The 18,008-nt window shown below is 71.4% G+C and carries 16 protein-coding genes; 10 read left to right on the top strand and 6 right to left on the bottom strand.

What is annotated here, in order from left to right:
* From nuoI to O7620_RS23090, 7 genes are all read left to right on the top strand, one after another.
* On the top strand, positions 1-642 hold the full coding sequence (nuoI, locus tag O7620_RS23120; RefSeq protein WP_151489194.1) for an NADH-quinone oxidoreductase subunit NuoI: 642 nt from the start codon (positions 1-3) through the stop codon (positions 640-642).
* Positions 639-1,409, top strand: a complete 771-nt coding sequence (locus O7620_RS23115) for an NADH-quinone oxidoreductase subunit J (protein ID WP_151489195.1) — start codon at positions 639-641, stop codon at positions 1,407-1,409. Before nuoI ends, O7620_RS23115 begins: the two co-directional genes overlap by 4 nt.
* A 58-nt stretch (positions 1,410-1,467) precedes the next feature.
* The gene (gene nuoK, locus O7620_RS23110; protein ID WP_030486270.1) at positions 1,468-1,767 is read left to right on the top strand and encodes an NADH-quinone oxidoreductase subunit NuoK; all 300 of its coding nucleotides are present in this window, start codon (positions 1,468-1,470) and stop codon (positions 1,765-1,767) included.
* A gap of 11 nt (positions 1,768-1,778) precedes the next feature.
* Positions 1,779-3,707: an NADH-quinone oxidoreductase subunit L gene (nuoL, locus tag O7620_RS23105; protein ID WP_278125091.1), complete on the top strand. Its 1,929-nt coding sequence runs from the start codon at positions 1,779-1,781 to the stop codon at positions 3,705-3,707.
* Between the two features lie 64 nt (positions 3,708-3,771).
* Positions 3,772-5,304 carry an NADH-quinone oxidoreductase subunit M gene (locus O7620_RS23100; RefSeq protein WP_278125090.1) on the top strand — a complete coding sequence of 511 codons (1,533 nt, stop codon included), beginning with the start codon at positions 3,772-3,774 and terminating at the stop codon, positions 5,302-5,304.
* Positions 5,305-5,359: 55 nt separating this feature from the next.
* A complete protein-coding gene (gene nuoN, locus O7620_RS23095) occupies positions 5,360-6,913 on the top strand; it encodes an NADH-quinone oxidoreductase subunit NuoN (protein WP_151489198.1) in 1,554 nt (517 codons plus the stop codon).
* A 90-nt stretch (positions 6,914-7,003) separates the two neighbouring features.
* Positions 7,004-8,089, top strand: a complete 1,086-nt coding sequence (locus O7620_RS23090) for a polyprenyl synthetase family protein (RefSeq protein ID WP_278125087.1) — start codon at positions 7,004-7,006, stop codon at positions 8,087-8,089.
* On the opposite strand, the gene O7620_RS23085 is transcribed toward O7620_RS23090, so the two are convergent.
* Complete coding sequence (locus O7620_RS23085) at positions 8,065-9,282, bottom strand: MFS transporter (RefSeq protein ID WP_278125086.1); 1,218 nt, start codon at positions 9,280-9,282, stop codon at positions 8,065-8,067. The two genes, O7620_RS23090 and O7620_RS23085, sit on opposite strands and share 25 nt — an antisense overlap.
* 154 nt (positions 9,283-9,436) lie before the next feature.
* Here O7620_RS23085 and O7620_RS23080 point away from each other — a divergent pair, with 154 nt between their 5' ends.
* Entirely contained in the window at positions 9,437-10,219 is a 783-nt protein-coding gene (locus tag O7620_RS23080) for an IclR family transcriptional regulator C-terminal domain-containing protein (protein ID WP_151489201.1), read from the top strand.
* A gap of 110 nt (positions 10,220-10,329) precedes the next feature.
* Here O7620_RS23080 and O7620_RS23075 read toward each other — a convergent pair whose 3' ends face one another.
* Entirely contained in the window at positions 10,330-12,456 is a 2,127-nt protein-coding gene (locus O7620_RS23075) for a PhoX family phosphatase (protein ID WP_278125083.1), read from the bottom strand.
* 239 nt (positions 12,457-12,695) lie between these two features.
* Between O7620_RS23075 and O7620_RS23070 the strand changes: the two genes are divergently transcribed.
* Together O7620_RS23070 and O7620_RS23065 are read left to right on the top strand one after the other, a co-directional pair.
* Positions 12,696-13,211 (top strand): sigma-70 family RNA polymerase sigma factor, encoded by a 516-nt coding sequence (locus O7620_RS23070; protein ID WP_109817284.1) that lies wholly within the window; start codon positions 12,696-12,698, stop codon positions 13,209-13,211.
* The gene (locus O7620_RS23065) at positions 13,208-13,927 is read left to right on the top strand and encodes a zf-HC2 domain-containing protein (RefSeq protein WP_278125081.1); all 720 of its coding nucleotides are present in this window, start codon (positions 13,208-13,210) and stop codon (positions 13,925-13,927) included. The genes O7620_RS23070 and O7620_RS23065 overlap by 4 nt, the downstream gene beginning before the upstream one ends.
* Positions 13,928-14,032: 105 nt before the next feature.
* Here the strand turns inward: O7620_RS23065 and rarD are convergent, their stop codons facing one another.
* The 4 genes from rarD to eccE form a co-directional block, all read right to left on the bottom strand.
* Complete coding sequence (gene rarD, locus O7620_RS23060) at positions 14,033-14,953, bottom strand: EamA family transporter RarD (protein ID WP_278125079.1); 921 nt, start codon at positions 14,951-14,953, stop codon at positions 14,033-14,035.
* Positions 14,954-14,970: 17 nt separating this feature from the next.
* Complete coding sequence (locus O7620_RS23055; RefSeq protein WP_278125077.1) at positions 14,971-15,447, bottom strand: GNAT family N-acetyltransferase; 477 nt, start codon at positions 15,445-15,447, stop codon at positions 14,971-14,973.
* Positions 15,448-15,564: 117 nt separating this feature from the next.
* Positions 15,565-15,951, bottom strand: a complete 387-nt coding sequence (locus tag O7620_RS23050) for a phage holin family protein (protein ID WP_278125076.1) — start codon at positions 15,949-15,951, stop codon at positions 15,565-15,567.
* Positions 15,952-16,063: 112 nt separating this feature from the next.
* On the bottom strand, positions 16,064-17,944 hold the full coding sequence (eccE, locus tag O7620_RS23045) for a type VII secretion protein EccE (RefSeq protein ID WP_278125075.1): 1,881 nt from the start codon (positions 17,942-17,944) through the stop codon (positions 16,064-16,066).
* Between the last annotated feature and the right edge of the window lie 64 nt (positions 17,945-18,008).

Raw genomic sequence — 18,008 nt, 5'->3', positions numbered from 1 at the left:
GTGGGCGCGATCACCGGAACGTTCAAGGGATTCGGTGTCACCTTCTCGCACATGTTCAGGAAGGTCGTCACCACCGACTACCCGTTCAAGCCGCCGGTGTCGGCGCCGCGCTACCACGGGCGGCACATCCTCAACCGGCACCCGGACGGCCTGGAGAAGTGCATCGGCTGCGAGTTGTGCGCCTGGGCCTGCCCGGCGGACGCGATCTACGTCGAGGGTGGCGACAACACCGACGACCAGCGCTTCTCGCCGGGTGAGCGGTACGCCAGCATCTACCAGATCAACTACGCGCGGTGCATCTTCTGCGGCCTGTGCATCGAGGCCTGCCCGACCCGTTCGCTGACCATGAGCAACGAGTACGAGCTGGCCCGGGACAACCGGCAGGACCTGATCTTCACGAAGGAGCAGTTGCTCGCGCCGCTGCTCGAAGGCATGGAGCAGCCGCCGCACCCGATGCGCCTGGGCGACAGCGAGAAGGACTACTACGTCGGCGCCCTGGACAACCCGGGCACCTCCGCCGGTGCCGAGACGTCCCCGATGGGCCCCGGCCGGTACCAGGTCGAGGAGCACCCCGGCGTGACGTTCCCGGGTGCCGAGCAGGCCGCCCAGCGCGCGGCGGCCGGCAAGGGAGAGCAAGCATGACCACGTCTACGGTGCTGGCCGCGGCGGGTGGGGTGTCCGGTGGTGAGGAGGTCACCTTCTGGATCCTCGCGCCGCTCGCGCTCATCGGCGCGATCGGGATGGTGGCGGCCCGCAACGCGGTGCACTCCGCGCTCTGGCTGGTGCTCACCATGCTCTGCCTGGGCGTGTTCTACGTGCTCCAGGCCGGGCCGTTCATCGGCATGGTGCAGATCATCGTCTACACCGGCGCGATCATGATGCTCTTCCTGTTCGTGCTGATGCTGGTCGGCCGGGACGCCTCCGACTCGCTGATCGAGACGCTGCGCGGCCAGCGCGTCGCCGCGATCGTGCTGGGGCTGGGCTTCGCCGGCCTGGTCGGCGGCGCGCTCTACCGGGCGCTGGAGGGCACCACCGCGGTCGGCCTGGAGCAGGCCAACGCGGAGGGCAACGTGCAGGGCATCGCCCGACTGCTCTTCACCAAGTACGTCTTCGCGTTCGAGCTGACCTCGGCGCTGCTGATCACCGCGGCGGTCGGCGCCATGGTGCTCGCGCACATCGAGCGGCGTAAGCAGGACAAGGTCGACCAGCCGTCGACGATGCGGGCCCGCTTCGCGCCGGGCAACTACCCCGGCCCCAAGCCGGGCCCGGGCGTCTTCGCGACCTCCTCCTCGGTGGCCACCCCGGCGCGGCTGCCGGACGGCCGGCTCACCGATCGGAGCACGCCGGACATCCTGCCGGTGCGGGAGCTGACCGCGCAGGAGACCACGCTGAAGGGTACGGATCGGTGAGCGCGAGGAGTGCAGCGAAGCGGAGCCCCGCAGTCGCGAACGAAAGGCGAGGCCAGTCATGACGCCCGACTACTACCTGGTGTTGGCCGCGGTGCTGTTCACCATCGGCGCCGCCGGGGTGCTCGTGCGGCGCAACGCGATCGTGCTGTTCATGTGCGTGGAGCTGATGCTCAACGCGGCCAACCTGACGCTGGTCACCTTCAGCCGGATCAACGGCGACCTCAACGGTCAGATCATGGCGTTCTTCGTGATGGTCGTGGCGGCGGCCGAGGTCGTGGTCGGTCTCGCGATCATCATGTCCATCTTCCGGACGCGGCGCTCGGCGAGCGTCGACGACGCCAACCTGCTCAAGTACTAAGGGGCAAGCAAGTGGAAGAGACTGTGCAGTACGCCGGTGCCACGGGCTTGCTCGGCAGCGTCTGGCTGCTGGTGGCGATCCCGCTGGTCAGCGCGGCCATCCTGCTGCTGCTCGGCCGTCGGGCCGACCGCTGGGGGCACTGGCTGGGCGTCGCCGCCATCGGTGCCGCCTTCGTGCTCGGCCTGACCTTCTTCTTCCAGCTGCGTGGCCTGGAGAACAAGTCGGTCGAGCTGAGCCTCTGGGACTTCATCGCGGTCGGTGATCTCCGGGTCGACTTCGGTCTGCTGTTCGACCCGCTGGCCGCGGTCTTCGTGCTGCTGATCACCGGGGTGGGTTTCCTGATCCACCTGTACGCGGTGGAGTACATGGCGCACGACGAGGGCCGCCGCCGGTTCTTCGCGTACTTCAACCTGTTCGTCGCGGCGATGCTGCTGCTGGTGCTCGGCAACAACTACGTAATGCTGTACTTCGGCTGGGAGGGCGTCGGTCTGGCGTCGTACCTGCTGATCTCCTTCTGGTACGGGCGGCCCAGCGCCGCCACCGCCGGCAAGAAGGCGTTCCTGATGAACCGGGTCGGCGACACCGGCCTGGCCATCGGCATCTTCATCATGTTCGCCACCCTGGGCACCACCCAGTACGACGAGGTGTTCAACGGCGTCGGTTCGCTGACCGGCACCACCGTGCTGGTGCTCGGCCTGCTGCTGCTGCTCGGCGCGGCCGGCAAGTCCGGTCAGTTCCCGCTGCAGGCGTGGCTGCCGGACGCGATGGAGGGCCCGACCCCGGTGTCGGCACTCATCCACGCCGCCACCATGGTCACCGCCGGCGTGTACCTGATCGCCCGCTCCAACCCGGTCTTCTCGGCGAACTCGACGCTGCAACTCGTGGTGGTCAGCGTCGGCGCGCTCACCCTGCTGATGGGCTGCATCATCGGCGCGGCCAAGGATGACATCAAGCGGGTACTGGCCTGGTCGACGGTGAGCCAGATCGGCTACATGTTCCTCGGCGTCGGCCTGGGCGGCGGGGCGTACGCGCTGGCCATCATCCACCTGCTGGCGCACGGCTTCTTCAAGGCCAACATGTTCCTGGGCGCCGGCTCGGTGATGCACGGCATGAAGGACCAGGTCGACATCCGCCGCTTCGGTGGCCTCTCGAAGCACATGAAGATCACCTGGTTGACCTTCATGATGGGATGGCTGGCCATCATCGGCCTCCCGCCGCTCTCCGGCTACTTCTCCAAGGAGCCGATCATCGCGAGCGCCTTCGATCGGGAGGACTGGACCGCCTGGCTCTTCGGCGGCGCGGCACTGCTCGGCGCCGGGCTGACCGCGTTCTACATGACGCGGCTGTTCGTGCTCACCTTCCACGGCCCCAAGCGCTGGACCGAGGACATCGAGCACCCGCACGAGTCGCCGAAGCTGATGACCATCCCGCTGATCCTGCTGGCTGCCGGCTCGGTGGTGGCCGGTGGCCTGATGGCCTGGAACGACGGGGTCGCCTCCTGGCTGTCACCGGTGCTCGGCGAGGAGGCCGCCGGTGAGGCCCACGGCGTGCTCTCCCACACGGTGATCACGATCCTGTCGCTGCTGGTCACCGTGCTCGGCGCCGGGCTGGCCTGGTTCCTGTTCCGGACCGGTACGGCCACCGCGCCGCAGCCGGCCGGGGTGCTGGTCACCGCCGCCCGGCGCAACCTCTACGCCGACGCGGTGAACGAGGCGGTCTTCGAGAAGCCGGGCATCTTCCTCACCCGGGCGCTGGTCTTCCTCGACAACCGGGGCATCGACGGGCTGGTCAACGGGCTCGCCGCCGCGGTCGGCGGTGGTTCGGGCCGGCTCCGGCGGATGCAGACCGGCTTCGTCCGCTCGTACGCCACCTCGATCCTGGCCGGCGCGCTGCTGGTGATGGCGGCGTTCCTGGCCGTGCAGGCGGGGTGGTTGGCGTGATCGACCTCTTTCCGGCCGCCCCCGCCGGCGGACCACGCAGTGACGACGGAGGTAAGGCCGCATAATGTCCAACTTCCCGTTCCTCTCGGTGCTCACCGTGGCGCCGCTGGTGGGCGCCCTGGTGGTGGCCTTCCTGCCGCGTCACCGGCCGGAGCTGGCCAAGCAGGTGGCGTTCGCCTGGTCACTGCTCGTGCTGGTGCTGTCGGTGGTGATGTGGGTCAGCTTCAACGCCGGCGGTGACCGGTTCCAGTTCCGCGAGTCGTACTCGTGGATCCCGAACTGGGGTGTCAGCTTCACCTTCGCGGCCGACGGCATCGCCCTGGTGATGCTGATGCTGATCGCGGTGCTGGTGCCGCTGGTGATCCTGGCGTCCTGGCACGACGCGGAGTCGTCGAAGCGGTCGGTGCCCGTCTACTTCGCGCTGCTGCTGGTCCTCGAATGCACGATGATCGGCGTCTTCGCGGCCGCCGACGTCTTCCTGTTCTACGTGTTCTTCGAGGTCATGCTGGTGCCGATGTACTTCCTCATCGGCAGCTACGGCGGCCACCAGCGGCAGTACGCGGCGGTGAAGTTCTTCCTCTACTCGCTCGTCGGCGGTCTGTTCATGCTGGCCGCGGTGATCGGCCTGTGGGTGGTCGGCGGGAAGACGTTCGACTGGCAGGCGCTGTCGCAGGTGGACATCAGCACCGGCACCGAGCGGTGGCTGTTCCTCGGCTTCTTCCTCGCGTTCGCCATCAAGGCGCCGTTCTTCCCGTTCCACACCTGGCTGCCGGACGCCGGTGGTGCCGCTCCGGCGGGTGCCGCCGCGCTGCTCGTCGGCGTGCTGGACAAGGTCGGCACGTTCGGCATCCTGCGCTACTGCCTGCCGCTGTTCCCCGAGGCGTCGAAGTGGTTCGCGCCGTGGGCTCTGGCGCTGGGCGTGATCGGCATCGTGTACGCCGCGCTGCTGGCGGTCGGCCAGAACGACCTCAAGCGGCTGGTGTCGTACACCTCGATCGCGCACTTCGGGTTCATCGGGGTGGGCATCTTCGCGTTCACCACGCAGGCCGGCACGGGCGCGGTGCTCTACATGCTCAACCACGGTCTGGCCACCGGCCTGCTGTTCCTGGTGGTGGGCATGCTGATCTCCCGGCGTGGTTCGGCGCTGATCAGCGACTTCGGTGGTGCCGGCAAGCTGGTTCCGGTGCTCGCCGGTGTGCTGTTCTTCGCCGGTCTCGCCTCGCTCGCGCTGCCCGGGACCGCGCCGTTCATCTCCGAGTTCCTGGTGCTGATCGGCACCTTCACGGTGAACAAGCCGGTGGCGGTCATCGCCACGCTCGGCATCATCCTGGCCGCCGCGTACGTGCTGTGGATGGTGCAACGCACCACCCAGGGCACGCTCAACCCGGCGCTGACCGAGGTCGACGGCATGCGCCGGGACCTGAATCTGCGCGAGAAGGTCGTGGTCGCCCCGCTGATCGCGCTGATCGTGCTGCTCGGCTTCTACCCCAAGCCGGTCACTGACGTGATCAACCCGGCCGTCCAGGCGACCATGGACGACATCGGCAGGACCGACCCCGCCCCGTCGGTGGGCACCGTCCAGGAGGCGCGCCGGTGAGCGCGAGGAGTGCAGCGCAGCGGAGCCCCGCAGTCGCGAACGAAAGGTCGGCACAGTGACCGAGTTGAAACTGCCGTCGCTCGACTACGCGGCGCTGGCCCCGATCCTGATCATGTTGGGCACCGCGTTGCTCGGTGTGCTGGTCGAGGCGTTCGTGCCCCGGCGTTCGCGGCACCTGGTGCAGCTGACGTTGGCACTGCTGGCGGTGCTCGCCGCGCTGACCATGGTGGTCCTGAGCGCCGACGACCGGATTATCACCGCCGGTCAGGCCCTCGCGGTGGACGGGCCGACGCTGTTCCTCCAGGGCGCGATCCTGGTGCTGGCCGCCATGGCGCTGCTGCTGATCGGTGACCGCTCGGTGGAACGCGGCGGTGCGTTCGTCGCCCAGGCCGCGGTGACCGCCGAGTCGGCCGACGACCGGCGGCAGGCCGAGGGCCGCAACGGGCTCACCGAGGTCTACCCGCTCACCACGTTCGCGATCGGCGGCATGCTGATCTTCGTGGCGGCGAACGACCTGCTGACCATGTTCATCGCGCTGGAGGTCTTCTCGCTGCCGCTGTACCTGCTCTGCGCGCTGGCCCGTCGCCGGCGGCTGCTGAGCCAGGAGGCGGCGATGAAGTACTTCCTGCTCGGCGCGTACGCCTCGGCGTTCTTCCTGTTCGGCGTGGCCCTGATCTACGGCTTCACGGCCGGCGTTCCGGGTCGGGCCGCCGGTGTTGACTTCGCCACCATCAACGCGGCGGTGACCGAGTCGCCGGCCAGCCCGGTGCTGCTCTTCGCCGGCATGGCGCTGCTCTCCATCGGCCTGCTCTTCAAGGCCGCCGCGGCACCGTTCCACGTGTGGACGCCGGACGTCTACCAGGGTGCGCCGACCCCGGTCACCGGGTTCATGGCGGCCTGCACGAAGGTCGCCGCGTTCGGTGCGCTGCTGCGTGTCTTCCACGTCGCGTTCGCGGACGCCGGCTGGGACTTCACGCCGGTGCTCGGTGCGGTCGCGGTGCTGACCATGCTGATCGGCGCGGTGCTCGCCGTCACCCAGACCGACATCAAGCGGCTGCTCGCGTACTCCTCGATCGCCAACGCCGGCTACCTGCTGGTCGGTGTGCTGGCGCCAAGCCGCGACGGGCTGTCCGGCACGATGTTCTACCTCGTGGCGTACGGGTTCTCGGTGCTGGCCGCGTTCGCGGTGGTGACGCTGGTGCGCGACGCCGACGGGGAGGCCACCCACCTGTCCCGCTGGGCGGGGCTGGGTCGGCGTTCGCCGTTCTTCGCCGGGCTGTTCACGTTCATCCTGCTGGCCTTCGCGGGTATCCCGCTGACCAGCGGCTTCACCAGCAAGTTCGCGATCTTCGGGCCGGCCCTGGAGGAGGGGCAGGCCTGGCTGGTGATCGCCGGTGTGTTGACCAGCATGGTGCTGGCGTTCCCGTACCTGCGGGTCGTGGTGATGATGTGGCTCTCCGAGCCGGGCGAGTCCACCCCGACCGTCACCGTGCCCGGTGGGCTCACCTCCGCCGCGCTGATGATCGGCGTGGTGGCCACTCTGGTGCTGGGTGTCGCCCCGGCGCCGCTGCTCGATCTGGCCGCCGGAGCAGCCGAATTCGTGCGATGACGCGAGTCTCGTCGATCGGAGGCCGGTACGCGTTCGCGTGCCGGCCTCGGGTGCGTATCCCCGACCCGGAGCAGGTCGAACGGGTGTGGCATGGTTGATGGTGTGGTGAATCCGGCTGGCGAGCGTTCAGGTGCCTCCGGCTCCGGCGGTCGTCGGGGTCGGGCGAGCACGAGTCAGTTCGGCGCGCTCGGCCTGCATCTCGCCGATCCCCGCGTCGAGGCGTCCGTGCTGGGTCTGCTGGACTCGGTGGAGGTCGAGCTAAGGGCCAGCGTGGCGAGCGCGGACCCGTTCGTCACGGAGGCCGCCCGGCATCTGGTCGAGGCCGGCGGAAAGCGTTTCCGCCCCCTGCTGGTGGCGCTGGGCGCCCAGTTCGGTGATCCGACCGGCGCACAGGTCATTCCGGCCGCCGTGGTGATGGAGCTCACGCACCTGGCGACGTTGTACCACGACGACGTGATGGACGAGGCGGCCGTGCGTCGGGGTGCGCCGAGCGCGAACTCCCGCTGGACCAACTCGGTCGCCATCCTGGTCGGCGACTATCTCTTCGCCCGCGCCGCGGACATCGCCGCCGATCTGGGCCCCGAGGCGGTCCGGTTGCAGGCGCGCACGTTCGCCCGCCTGGTGCACGGTCAGATCGCGGAGACCGTGGGGCCGCGTGCCGACGACGACCCGGTCGCGCACTACCTGAACGTCATCGCGGACAAGACCGGTTCGCTGATCGCCACGTCGGCCCGTTTCGGCGGCATGTTCGGTGGTGCCGCGCCGGAGCACGTCGAGGCGTTGGCCGGGTACGGCGAGACGATCGGGGTGGCCTTCCAGCTCTCCGACGACCTGCTGGACATCGCGTCCGAGTCGGTGCAGTCGGGCAAGACCCCCGGCACGGACCTGCGGGAGGGCGTTCCGACGCTGCCGGTGCTCTACGCCCGTGCGGCGGACGACTCCGACGCCTCCTCGGTGCGCCTGCGGGAGATCCTGGCGACCGGCCCGCTGACCGACGACGCGCTGCACGCGGAGGCGCTGGGGCTGCTCCGGGAGAGCCCGGCGCTCAAGCGGGCGCGGGAGACCGTGCGCAGCTACGCCGAGGACGCCCGCGCGCGCCTCGCCCCGCTGCCGGACGGGCCGTCGCGTCGCGCCCTCGAATCGCTCTGCGACTACATCGCCGACCGCACCAGCTGATCCGCACTCCGGGTCGTGCCGGCGACGGTCAGGAGCCGACTGCCGACGAGCATGAGCGCGGCGGCGAGCAGCATCGACACCGCCGCCGTGGACCACATCGCCGGGTAGCCGAGGTGGGCGGCGAGCGGGCCGAGGCTCAGCGGGCCGAGGCAGCCGCCCGCGTACACCCCGGTCTGGGTGATCGACGTGGCGGTGGCCGGCGCCTGCGGGTGGAGCCGGACCACCGCGAAGTTCATCAGGCCGGGCCACGCCCAGCCCAGGCCGAAGCCGAGCACCACGCCCGCCACCAGCGGCACCGCGCCGGTCAACGCGAGCAGGCCCAGGCCGACCGCGCCGACCACCAGCATCGCGGCGATCAGCGCGACGTGGCCGCTGGCCCTGCGGTCGGCCAGCGCGCCGGCACCCACGCGGGCCGTCACGCAGACGGCGCTGCCCAGGGTCAGGGTGAGGCCGGCGAGGCCCGGGGACAGTCCTCGGGCGGCCGCGGAGTCCACCAGGAAGGTGCCGAGCGCGTTGGCCGCTGCGGCGGCCAGGGTCGCCGCCGCGCCGATCACCACGAGCGCCCCGGTGGCCCGGCCGGCACGCCTGTCGCTGGCCTTGCGGGCGCGGCCGGCCTCCTGCCGGGGTACGAGCGGCAGCGTCGTCAGCGCCGCACCGGCGGCGGCCACGAACGCCCAGCGCCAGCCGGCGGTGAGCGCGATGGTGGGGACCGCGGCACCGGCGAGCAGGGTGGAGACCGGGATGGCCGCCTGCTTGACGCCGAACGACAGCCCCTGGCGGCGGGCCGGCACGTGCTGGGCCAGTGCCGCGTTGCTGGCCAGCTGGCCGAGGGCGTTCGCGGCGGCGCTGAGCGCCAGCAACCCCACCAACACCGGGTACGACCGGGCGAGCGCCGCCACGGCCAGCATCGACCCGGCGGCCAGCAGGATGCCGCCGCGGGCCACCACGGCCGGTCCGTACCGTTCGACCAGGCGGCCGGAGGGCACCGAGGCCAGTGCGCTGACCCCGAAGTAGACGGCCACGGCGACGCCCAGGCCGGCAGGGGAGAAGCCGACGTCGGCGCCCATCTGCACGGCGAGGCCACCGAGCAGGAAGACGGGCAGGACGCAGGCGACGGTGGTGGCGACGGCACCGACGCTGGCCCGGACGGGTCGGGGACGGGCGGTGGCCGGGGAGAGGGCTGTGTTGGTCATCGTCCGGCAAACCTACGCGAGGCATGTTCAGAGCACTCTTCGTGACCGGCGGGGCACAAGCTGTGGATGGTGATCTGGCATCCTCGAACCGAACAGGCATTTCGCACCGGGCCTGTTTTTCATATGGTGTAAGTCCCCGGCGGCGGAGGTGGTTGTGCGCGACCCCTTGGCAGAACCTTCGGACCTGATCCGCAGCGTGTCCAGAGCACTGCGGGTGCTGGAGTCGGTCGGTCGCGCCCCGAAGGGCCTGACCGTCAAGCAGATCGCTCGGCGTTGCGAGTTGACGGTGGCCACGACCTACCATCTGGTGCGCACACTCGCCTACGAGGGTTACGTGATCCGTCGCGAGGACGGCACGTACATCGTGGGGTTGGAGGTGGCCGACCGCTACCGGGAGCTGGTGACCGCGTTCCGGGGTCCGCCGGCCGTCGGTGAGACGCTGCGGCGGGCCGCGATGGACACCGGCTACAGCCACTACCTGGGCCGCTTCGTCGGCGGTCAGGTGGCCATCACGGCGGTCGCCGAGGGGCACCGGTCGCCCTACCTGGAGGATCTGGTCCCCGGCTTCGACGAGGGTGCGCACGCCACCGCCCTCGGCAAGGCGCTGCTCGCCACCCTCACCGCCGACCAGCGTTTCCGCTACCTGCGCGAGTACGGCATGCGGCCGTTCACCAGCGCCACGTTGACCACCACCGAGACGTTCGAGGCCGACCTGGCCGCCGGGGACCGGCGCGGGATGCAACTGGAGCTGGGGCAGTTCCGCCAGGGCGTGGCGTGCGCGGCGGTGCTGGTCACCCCAGACAAGGACATGGAACGCCGGGTCGTGCTGGCCTGTGCGTTGCCGGCCAGCGAGATGATGACCTCCGCCCGGGTGGTACGCGCCAAGCTGCTCACGGTGGCCCGCAGCGTCGCCGACGGTATCGCCGCCGACCACTGACCCGTACGACGCCGAGAGGCCCTCTCCCGGGCTGGGAGAGGGCCTCTGGGGGCGGTCCAGGGCCGGACCGCCGGAGCAACGTCAGCGGCCCGCCGGCCGCGTGGGTGACGTCAGCTGCCCACCGGGCCGCCGTCGAGACGCCAGGTGACCACCACGCCGGGCTTGGCGTAGTCGCCGTCCGGCCAGTTCGAGGCCGGGTTCTCCACCGAGGCGCCGGTGATCTCACCGGGGTGCTGCACCGCCACGAAGACCGAGCGGTTGTCGCCGGTGATGAACGGGCCGCAGGTCTCCGCGCCGATCGGCACGGTCAGGAACTGCTTGAGGTGACCGCGCTCCGGGCCCTCCACGGCGACCGCGAACAGGCCGTCGTTGCTGCCCAGCGCATTGCCGTCGGTGGAGATCCAGAGGTTGCCGGTGGCGTCGAAAGCGACGTTGTCCGGGCAGGAGATCGGGGAGACCTTGGTCTTGTCGTACCCGGCGAAGAAGGTCGACGGGTCGATCGGGTCGCCGCAGACGATCGGCAGCGACCAGGCGAACGTCTCCGCCGCGTTGTCGTTGCGGTCCTCGACCAGCTCGAGGATCTGCCCGTGCTTGTTGGCGATCCGCGGGTTGGCCTCGTCCGGCTTGGGGTTGCTGCCGACACCCCGGTTGGTGTTGTTGGTCAGCGCCACGTACACCTTGCCGGTGAGCTGGCTCGGCTCGACGTCCTCGGGGCGGTCCATCTTGGTCGCACCGACCTTGTCGCCGGCGAGCCGGGTGAAGGTGAGCACGTCCGCGGCGGTCATCCCGTCGACGAACGACCGGTTGCCGCTGACCAGCTTGATCCAGCGACCCCGGCCGTTGAAGGCACCGTCGCTGGGCAGCTTGCCGGAGCCGTCGATCTCACCGGCGCTGGTCTGGTCCAGCTGCGCCACGTAGAGCGTGCCGGACTCCAGCAGGGTCAGGTTGTGCTTGCGGGCAGCCCAGGAGTTGCCCTTCATGAACTTCTTGTCCGAGACGAACTTGTACAGGTAGTCGAACCGCTCGTCGTCGCCCATGTACGCGACCACGTGCCCGTCCTTGGCGACGATCACGTTCGCGCCCTCGTGCTTGAACCGGCCCATCGCGGTGTGCTTGCGCGGGCGGCTCTCCGGGTCGAACGGGTCGATCTCGACGATCCACCCGAACCGGTGCGCCTCGTTGGGGTGCTTGGCCAGGTCGAAGCGCTCGTCGGCGCGCTCCCACTTACGGCTGCCGCTGGGGTAGCGGCTGGCGGTGCTGATGCCGTAGCGGTCCAGCTTCGGCTTCAGCTCGGCGGGCGCGGCGTCGGCGCCGACGAAGTACTGGTTGAAGTTCTCCTCGCCGGAGAGCACCGTGCCCCACGGGGTCACGCCACCGGAGCAGTTGTTCAACGTGCCGACAACGGTACGACCCTTGGGGTCGGCGGCGGTCTTCAGCCACGCCGAGCCGGCGGCCGGGCCGGTCAGGTCGAACTTGGTGCTCAGCGCGGTGACCCGCCGGTTGTACGGTCGAGGGCCCTTGCCGACCGGCTTCCACTGCCCGGTGCCGGCGACCCGCTCCAACTCCACCACGGACATGCCGTGCGCGGCCATGGCCGTGCGCAGCTGCTCCACGGAGAGCCCGTCGAGGCCCGGGAAGCCCGGGAACATCAGGTCCTCGTTGGTGTACTCGTGGTTGACCACGAGCAGCGCCCGGTTGCCGCGCTTGTCGAGCGGCAGCACACCCACGAAGTCGTTGTTGTAGCCGAACTGCTTGGACTGCGCGGCGGCGGTCTGGTGGTGCACGTTGAACTCCGGCGCGCCCGGCACCACCGGGTCACCCCACTTGATCACCACGGCGTGGTCGTAACCGTTCGGCACGACCAGGTTGTCCAGCTTGTTCGGCGGGATCGGCTTGAACGACAGGGCACCGCTGCCGACACCGGTGCTGGGACGGCCGAAACCGAAGCCCTCCGGAACGTCCGGGGCGGCGGGGGCCGCCACGGCGGGGGCCGCGCCGGCCAGCGCGCCGGCCGCCGTACCGCCGAAACCGAGGACCAGCGCGCCGACCGCACCGGCCCGGACCACGCCGCGCCGCGAGACCTCCGCGTTCACCATGTCTCCGAAGTACGCGTTGTCGGACGTGTTCGGGACCGGGTGGTCGCAGGCGTTTCCGCAGCGGTAGAGACAGGTCATGGCGTCACGGGTGCCGTGGCGAGTGCCGGTCAACAAAGGGAGCAGCCGGGGACGGTCGCTCATGGGAGTGGCCTCCTGGAAGTCGGTGGCGCGCCGGAGAAGGTCGACGGCGGGTGTACCAGCCGGACGCTAGGAGGACGCGGTGAGCGGTCGTCGGCCGCAATGTGAACCAGGCATGAACACCTGTCCGGGTCCGCGCCGACCCGCAGCCGGTCTGACCTCGGTCTGAACCGTTCGGCGTCACCGCACGTATTCCCGGGCGAACGCACCGCCGGACGCGCGCCGGAAGTGAGGAGAACGCCATCAGCGACCACGACGCCCAACTGCTGCGCGCGCTGCACGACGAGCACGCGGAGGCGCTGTACGCACACGCCCTGCGGCTGGTCAACGGCGACCGGCAACGCGCCGAGGATCTGGTGCAGGAGACGCTGCTGCGGGCCTGGCGGCACCCGGAGTCACTCGACCCGCGGCGCGGTTCGGTCCGAGCCTGGCTCTTCACCACCGCCCGTAACCTGGCCATCGACGCCTGGCGTCGGCGATCCACCCGGGTCGGCGAGGTGTTCACCGACGAGATGCCCGAGCCGCCCGAGGTCGTCGACGAGGCCGAACGCGCGGTGGAGGCGTGGACCGTCGCCGAGGCGTTGAACCGGCTCAGCCCGACCCACCGGGAGGTCCTGGTCGAATGCTTCTACCAGGGACGGTCGGTGGCCGAGGCGGCGTCGCGGTTGGGCGTGCCACCGGGCACCGTGAAGTCCCGCACCCACTACGCGCTGCGGTCTCTACGGTTGGTCCTGGCTGAGATGGGAGTGACGGGATGACCCGGTGCGAGTTCGCGCACGACGATGGCGCGTACGTGCTGGGTGCCCTGGCTCCCGCCGAGCGGGCCGCGTACGAGCGGCACCTCGCCGGCTGCGCCGAGTGCCGCGACGCGGTCGCCGAGATCGCCGTCCTGCCCGGACTGCTCGGCCGTCTCGACCCGGCCGGGCTGGAGCAGTTCCTGCCGCCGCCGACCGCACCCCGGGTGCCCGCGCTGCTCGACGAGGCTCGGGCCCGGCGGCGCCGCGAGCGGTGGTCCAACCGCCGGGGGTACGCGGTGACCGGGCTGGTCGCCGCCGCGATGGCACTGGTGGTCGGTGCCGGCACCGCCACGGTGCTGCGAAACACCCCGGGCACGACGCCCCTCCCGGGCGCGGTGGGGACGAGCCCCGGCCCGCGGGTGTCGATGGTCGCCATGCGACCGGTGGCCGCCGCTGGGCCGGTGCACGCCGAGATCGGGCTGACCGGCACCGAGTGGGGCACCGAGGTGACCATGCGCTGCGGGTACGACCCGCGCACGAGCTACGGCAAGGCGTACCCGTTCCGGTTGGTGGCGCACGGCCCGAACGGCGCCAGTGAGCAGATCGGCTCGTGGCTCGCCGCGCCGGGCGACAGTCTCCAGTTCACCGGTGCCACGAGGTTCACCGACGCCGAACTGGTCAGCGTGGAGCTGCAGAGAGCCGACGGCACCCCCATCCTGACCTACGCGGTCCCCTGACCCGCCCCGGTGATCATGAGGTTGGCAGGGCCTCGGGAGATCGACAACACCGTCAACCTCATGATCAACCAGGGTTTGGCCGAGGTGGGCGGGTGGGCCGGTTGGTCAGGTGGGGAGGGGGGCTGGGGCCTTGGTGGGGGCGGGGGTGGCGCGTCGGCGGGTTTGGCGGATGGCGTCGGCGGTGAAGACGATCAGGGCCAACCAGACCAGGGCGAAGCCGGCCAGACGGGCCGGCGGCATGGGCTCGTGGAAGATCAGCACGCCGCAGCCGAGCTGAAGGATCGGCGCCAGATACTGGATCATGCCGAGGCCGGTCAGCGGCAGCCGGTTGGCGGCCCCGGCGAAGAGCAGCAGCGGGATCGCGGTGACCGCACCGGCCAGCACCAGCAGCGCGGTGTGCCCGACCGAGACATGCCCGAAGGTCAACTCGGCGCGGCGGGTCAGCCAGGCCAGGTAGCCCAGCGCGGGCAGCGCCAGCACCGCGGACTCGACGAAGAGCCCCTCGGCGGCGGGCAGCCCGAGCCGCTTCTTGATCAGGCCGTAGCCGGCGAAGCTGAACGCCAGGGTCAGGGCCAGCCAGGGCAGGCGACCGTAGTCCACGGCGAGCACCACGACGGCCGACCCGCCGATGCCCAGCGCCACCCACTGTGCCGGCCGTAGCCGCTCCCGCAGCACCGTCACCCCGAGCAGCACCACGACGAGGGGGTTGATGAAGTAGCCGAGCGCCGTCTCCACCACCCGCTCGGAGCTGACCCCGTAGATGTAGGTGCCCCAGTTGATCGCGATCAGCGCGGCGGCGGCGGCGATCCCCGCCATCGCCCACGGCCGGCGCAGCAGCGCCCGCAGGAAACCGATGTTGCGCAGCGCGCCCAGCAGCAGGGCCACGAAGACCACCGACCAGACGATCCGGTGAGCCAGGATCTCCAGCGGGCCGGCGGGTCGCAGCAGCTTGAGATAGAGCGGGAAGAAGCCCCAGATGAGGTACGCGACGAAGCCGTAGAGGTAGCCCAGGCGGAGTGACGTCACGCCTCCACCGTAAGGGGTTAATCCCCGCTATGTTCCTTTCCGGTGATCGGGGTCACCGGCGGCCGCTGGTCGAGATTCATCCACCGCTCCGGGACCTCCAGCGGAGTGAAGCCCACCCGCGCGTACACCTCGTGCGCGTCGTTGGTGACCAGCAGGATCCGGCGTACGCCCAACTCGGCCAGGTGGTCGCGGACCGCGGCCGCGAGCCAGCCGCCCAGGCCGTCGCCCCGGGCGGCGCGATCGACGTACACGTCGCAGAGCCAGGCGAAGGTGGTGCGGTCGGTGACCACCCGGGCCACCGCCACCTGCTGGCCGTCCCCGGGCCGGTAGACGCCGAACGGCAGCGAGCCGGCGAACGCCCGCGCGACCATCTCCCGGTCCCGCCCCAGTGCCCAGTACGCGTCGGTGGACAGCCACCGGTGCACCCGGTCCAGGTCGAGGCGTGCCGGATCGGTGCTGAGCAGGTGGCCGTCGGCGCGAGTCAGTGAGAACACTCCGCGACGCTAGCCGCGACGGCGGCCCCCCGCGCCGACCAATTCCCGCACTCTGGTCACCGACCCGTCCGGTCCCCGGTGCTCGTCGGGGACCGGACGGGGTCGAGGCTGTGCTGGTCAGTCCCGGTCGAGGACGGCGCCGAGGATCCAGGTCACGATGCTCACGAAGAGGGCGCCGAGTACGGCGGCCGGCCAGAAACCGTCCACCGAGAACGGCAGGCCGGCCTGGTCGGCGATCCAACTGGTGAGCAGGAACAGCAGGCCGTTCACCACCAGCGCGATGAGACCGAGCGTCAACAGGTAGAAACCACAACCGACGGTCTTGATGATCGGCTGGAGGACCGCGTTGACCACGCCGAAGATCGCCGCGACCAGGAGCAGCGTGGTGACCGTCTCGACGGCCGAGTTCGAGTCCAGGGTGATACCTGGAATGAGCAGTGTGGCCAACCAGAAGGCCAGCGCCGTGGTGGCCAGCCGGATCAGCAGACCTTTCAGAAAACCCATGGCGGGGATCGTGCCACGGACCGGGCGGCGGCGTAACCCGCCAGTTGCCGCGCCGGGCGGGTCAGCCGCGTCTCGCGCGCGGGCAGGTCGATCGCGTTCCGCGCCGGGCGGGTCAGCCGCGCGCGGGTCGTCCGATCAGCTGCGCCTCGATCGGGGTCGGGGAGAGCAGCGCCCAACGCAGGGCCCGCCGGTTCACCACGGCCACCATGTCGTCGCGGATCCGGGTCAGCCACTCGGCCGAACCGCCCAGCCCCAGCGCCGCGCCGGCCAGCGCGGCTTCGGCCGTGTCCAACGGTTGCAGCACCGCCAGGTCGGCGCGGCTCAGCGCATCGGTGTCCGCCGCGGTCAGCTCGTCCCGCACCACCAGGGTGGCCCGCCACGGGGCGCCCGGCTCCGCCTCGGCCGGCATCGGCCCCGCATCGACCACCAGCAGCAACGGCCGCAGCGCGGTCGCCACCCCGTCGGCGACCCGCCGGCCCGGCGGGATCAGCGGGATCGTCCCGCCCGGCGCGCCCACCCCACGGACGAACGGCTCCCAGGCGCGTGGCCGGGCGGTCTGCACGACCACCAGGGCACCCAGCGCCATCGCGCGCAGCGCCACCAGTTGGGCCGCGCGTACGCCGCCGACCAGCAGCACCCGGGTGCTCTCCGGCCGGAACAGTCGCACGGTGACGGCTCCGCCGTGCCGGTTGGTGCCGACCAGCATCCCGGCCTGACCCAGGGTCAGCTCCCAGTCGTCGAGCGCCGGCCGGGGCGGCGTGCCGGGGGTCGCGAGCGCCAGGGGCAGCGTGGCGGCCAGCCCCTCCAGGTGCGCGCCGTCGAGCCGGCGTAACCCTCCACCGAGGCCGCTCACCAACCGGTCCAGCGCCTCGGCGGCCAGGGTCAGCTCGGTCGTCGTCCCGGCGGCCAGCCGTACCGTCAGCTCGGTCGGCACCTCGGTGGCGCCGCCGGCCGGAAGCGGGCCCGCGCAGATCGACACGGTCGTCGCGGTCGCCGGCAGCGCGAGCAGCCGAGGCGCCAGGAGACGGCTGCCCGCGCCGCCGGTGTCCGGCCAGCGGGTCAGCCGGAAGGTGGCCTGGACGAGGGCGCCGGACCGAAGCACCGGCCAGGACTCGCGCACCGGGTGGCCGTCATGGTGGGCCAGCTCGCCCAGGACGCGCAGCGCCGCGGGTACGCCGAGTGGCCGTGCGGTCAGCGGCCCCAGCCGGCGGACGACGCGGCGGACCGTGCCGGCGAGCACCCGGCGCAGGGCCTCCTCCGACCAGCCGTCGACGCGCAGCACCCGGACCGCCAGCACCGCCTGCTCCCGCCCGGCGAGCCGCCCGTCGGTGAGCTGCCGGTACGACGTGCCGACCGTGCCGCCGGCCGCCGGTACGGGTGCCGGTGTCCCGGCGAGCAGCAGCTGGATCCGCAGCGGCGGGACGTCCACCCCCGGTGCGGGCAGCAGGGCCGATGGCGCGGGGATCGCCCGGGACGCGTCGCCGAGCAGGTCACCGGGGTCGCCGAGTTCCAGCAGCGCGACCATGCCGTCGGTGTCCTCCAGCACGGCCGCCGGCCCGTCGGACAGCTCCGTGGAGCGGACCACGGTGCCTGGCGCCACAAGGTCGAGCAGGTCGGCTGGCCCGGCCGGCCCGACCAGCGCCCGGCGACGGGTCAGGTGCCCGACGGCGGTGCCCAGCCACTCGAAGAGCCACCGGCCCCGGACGCGGACCCCGGCGACCGCCAACAGCACCGCCGCCGCGGTCCCGGCCGCGACGGTCACCGGCGCGCCCCGGCCGAGGGCGGCCAGGACGAGTGCCGCCGCGACCTGGGCGGTGACGAGCTGGCCGGCGCGTATTGCGGTGCCGGCGCGCTGGGCGAGCGCTGCCCACCGACCAGCGCGTCGACGAGGGGCGGCGCTCGGACCGGTGGGACCGGAGGCGGTGTCCACGACGCCCGGGGCGGGGCCGGTCCGGGTCGGCTGCTGCGGCCCCCCGGTGGTGATCGCCGGCACCGCGCCTCCTCCACCGATGTGGACCGAGCCGGGCGGCCGGCCGCTCTCCTGGCCCGTCACGCGC

This window comes from Micromonospora sp. WMMD710, assembly GCF_029626045.1.
Lineage (GTDB): Bacteria > Actinomycetota > Actinomycetes > Mycobacteriales > Micromonosporaceae > Micromonospora.
This window is presented reverse-complemented; position numbering and strand designations above follow the sequence as displayed.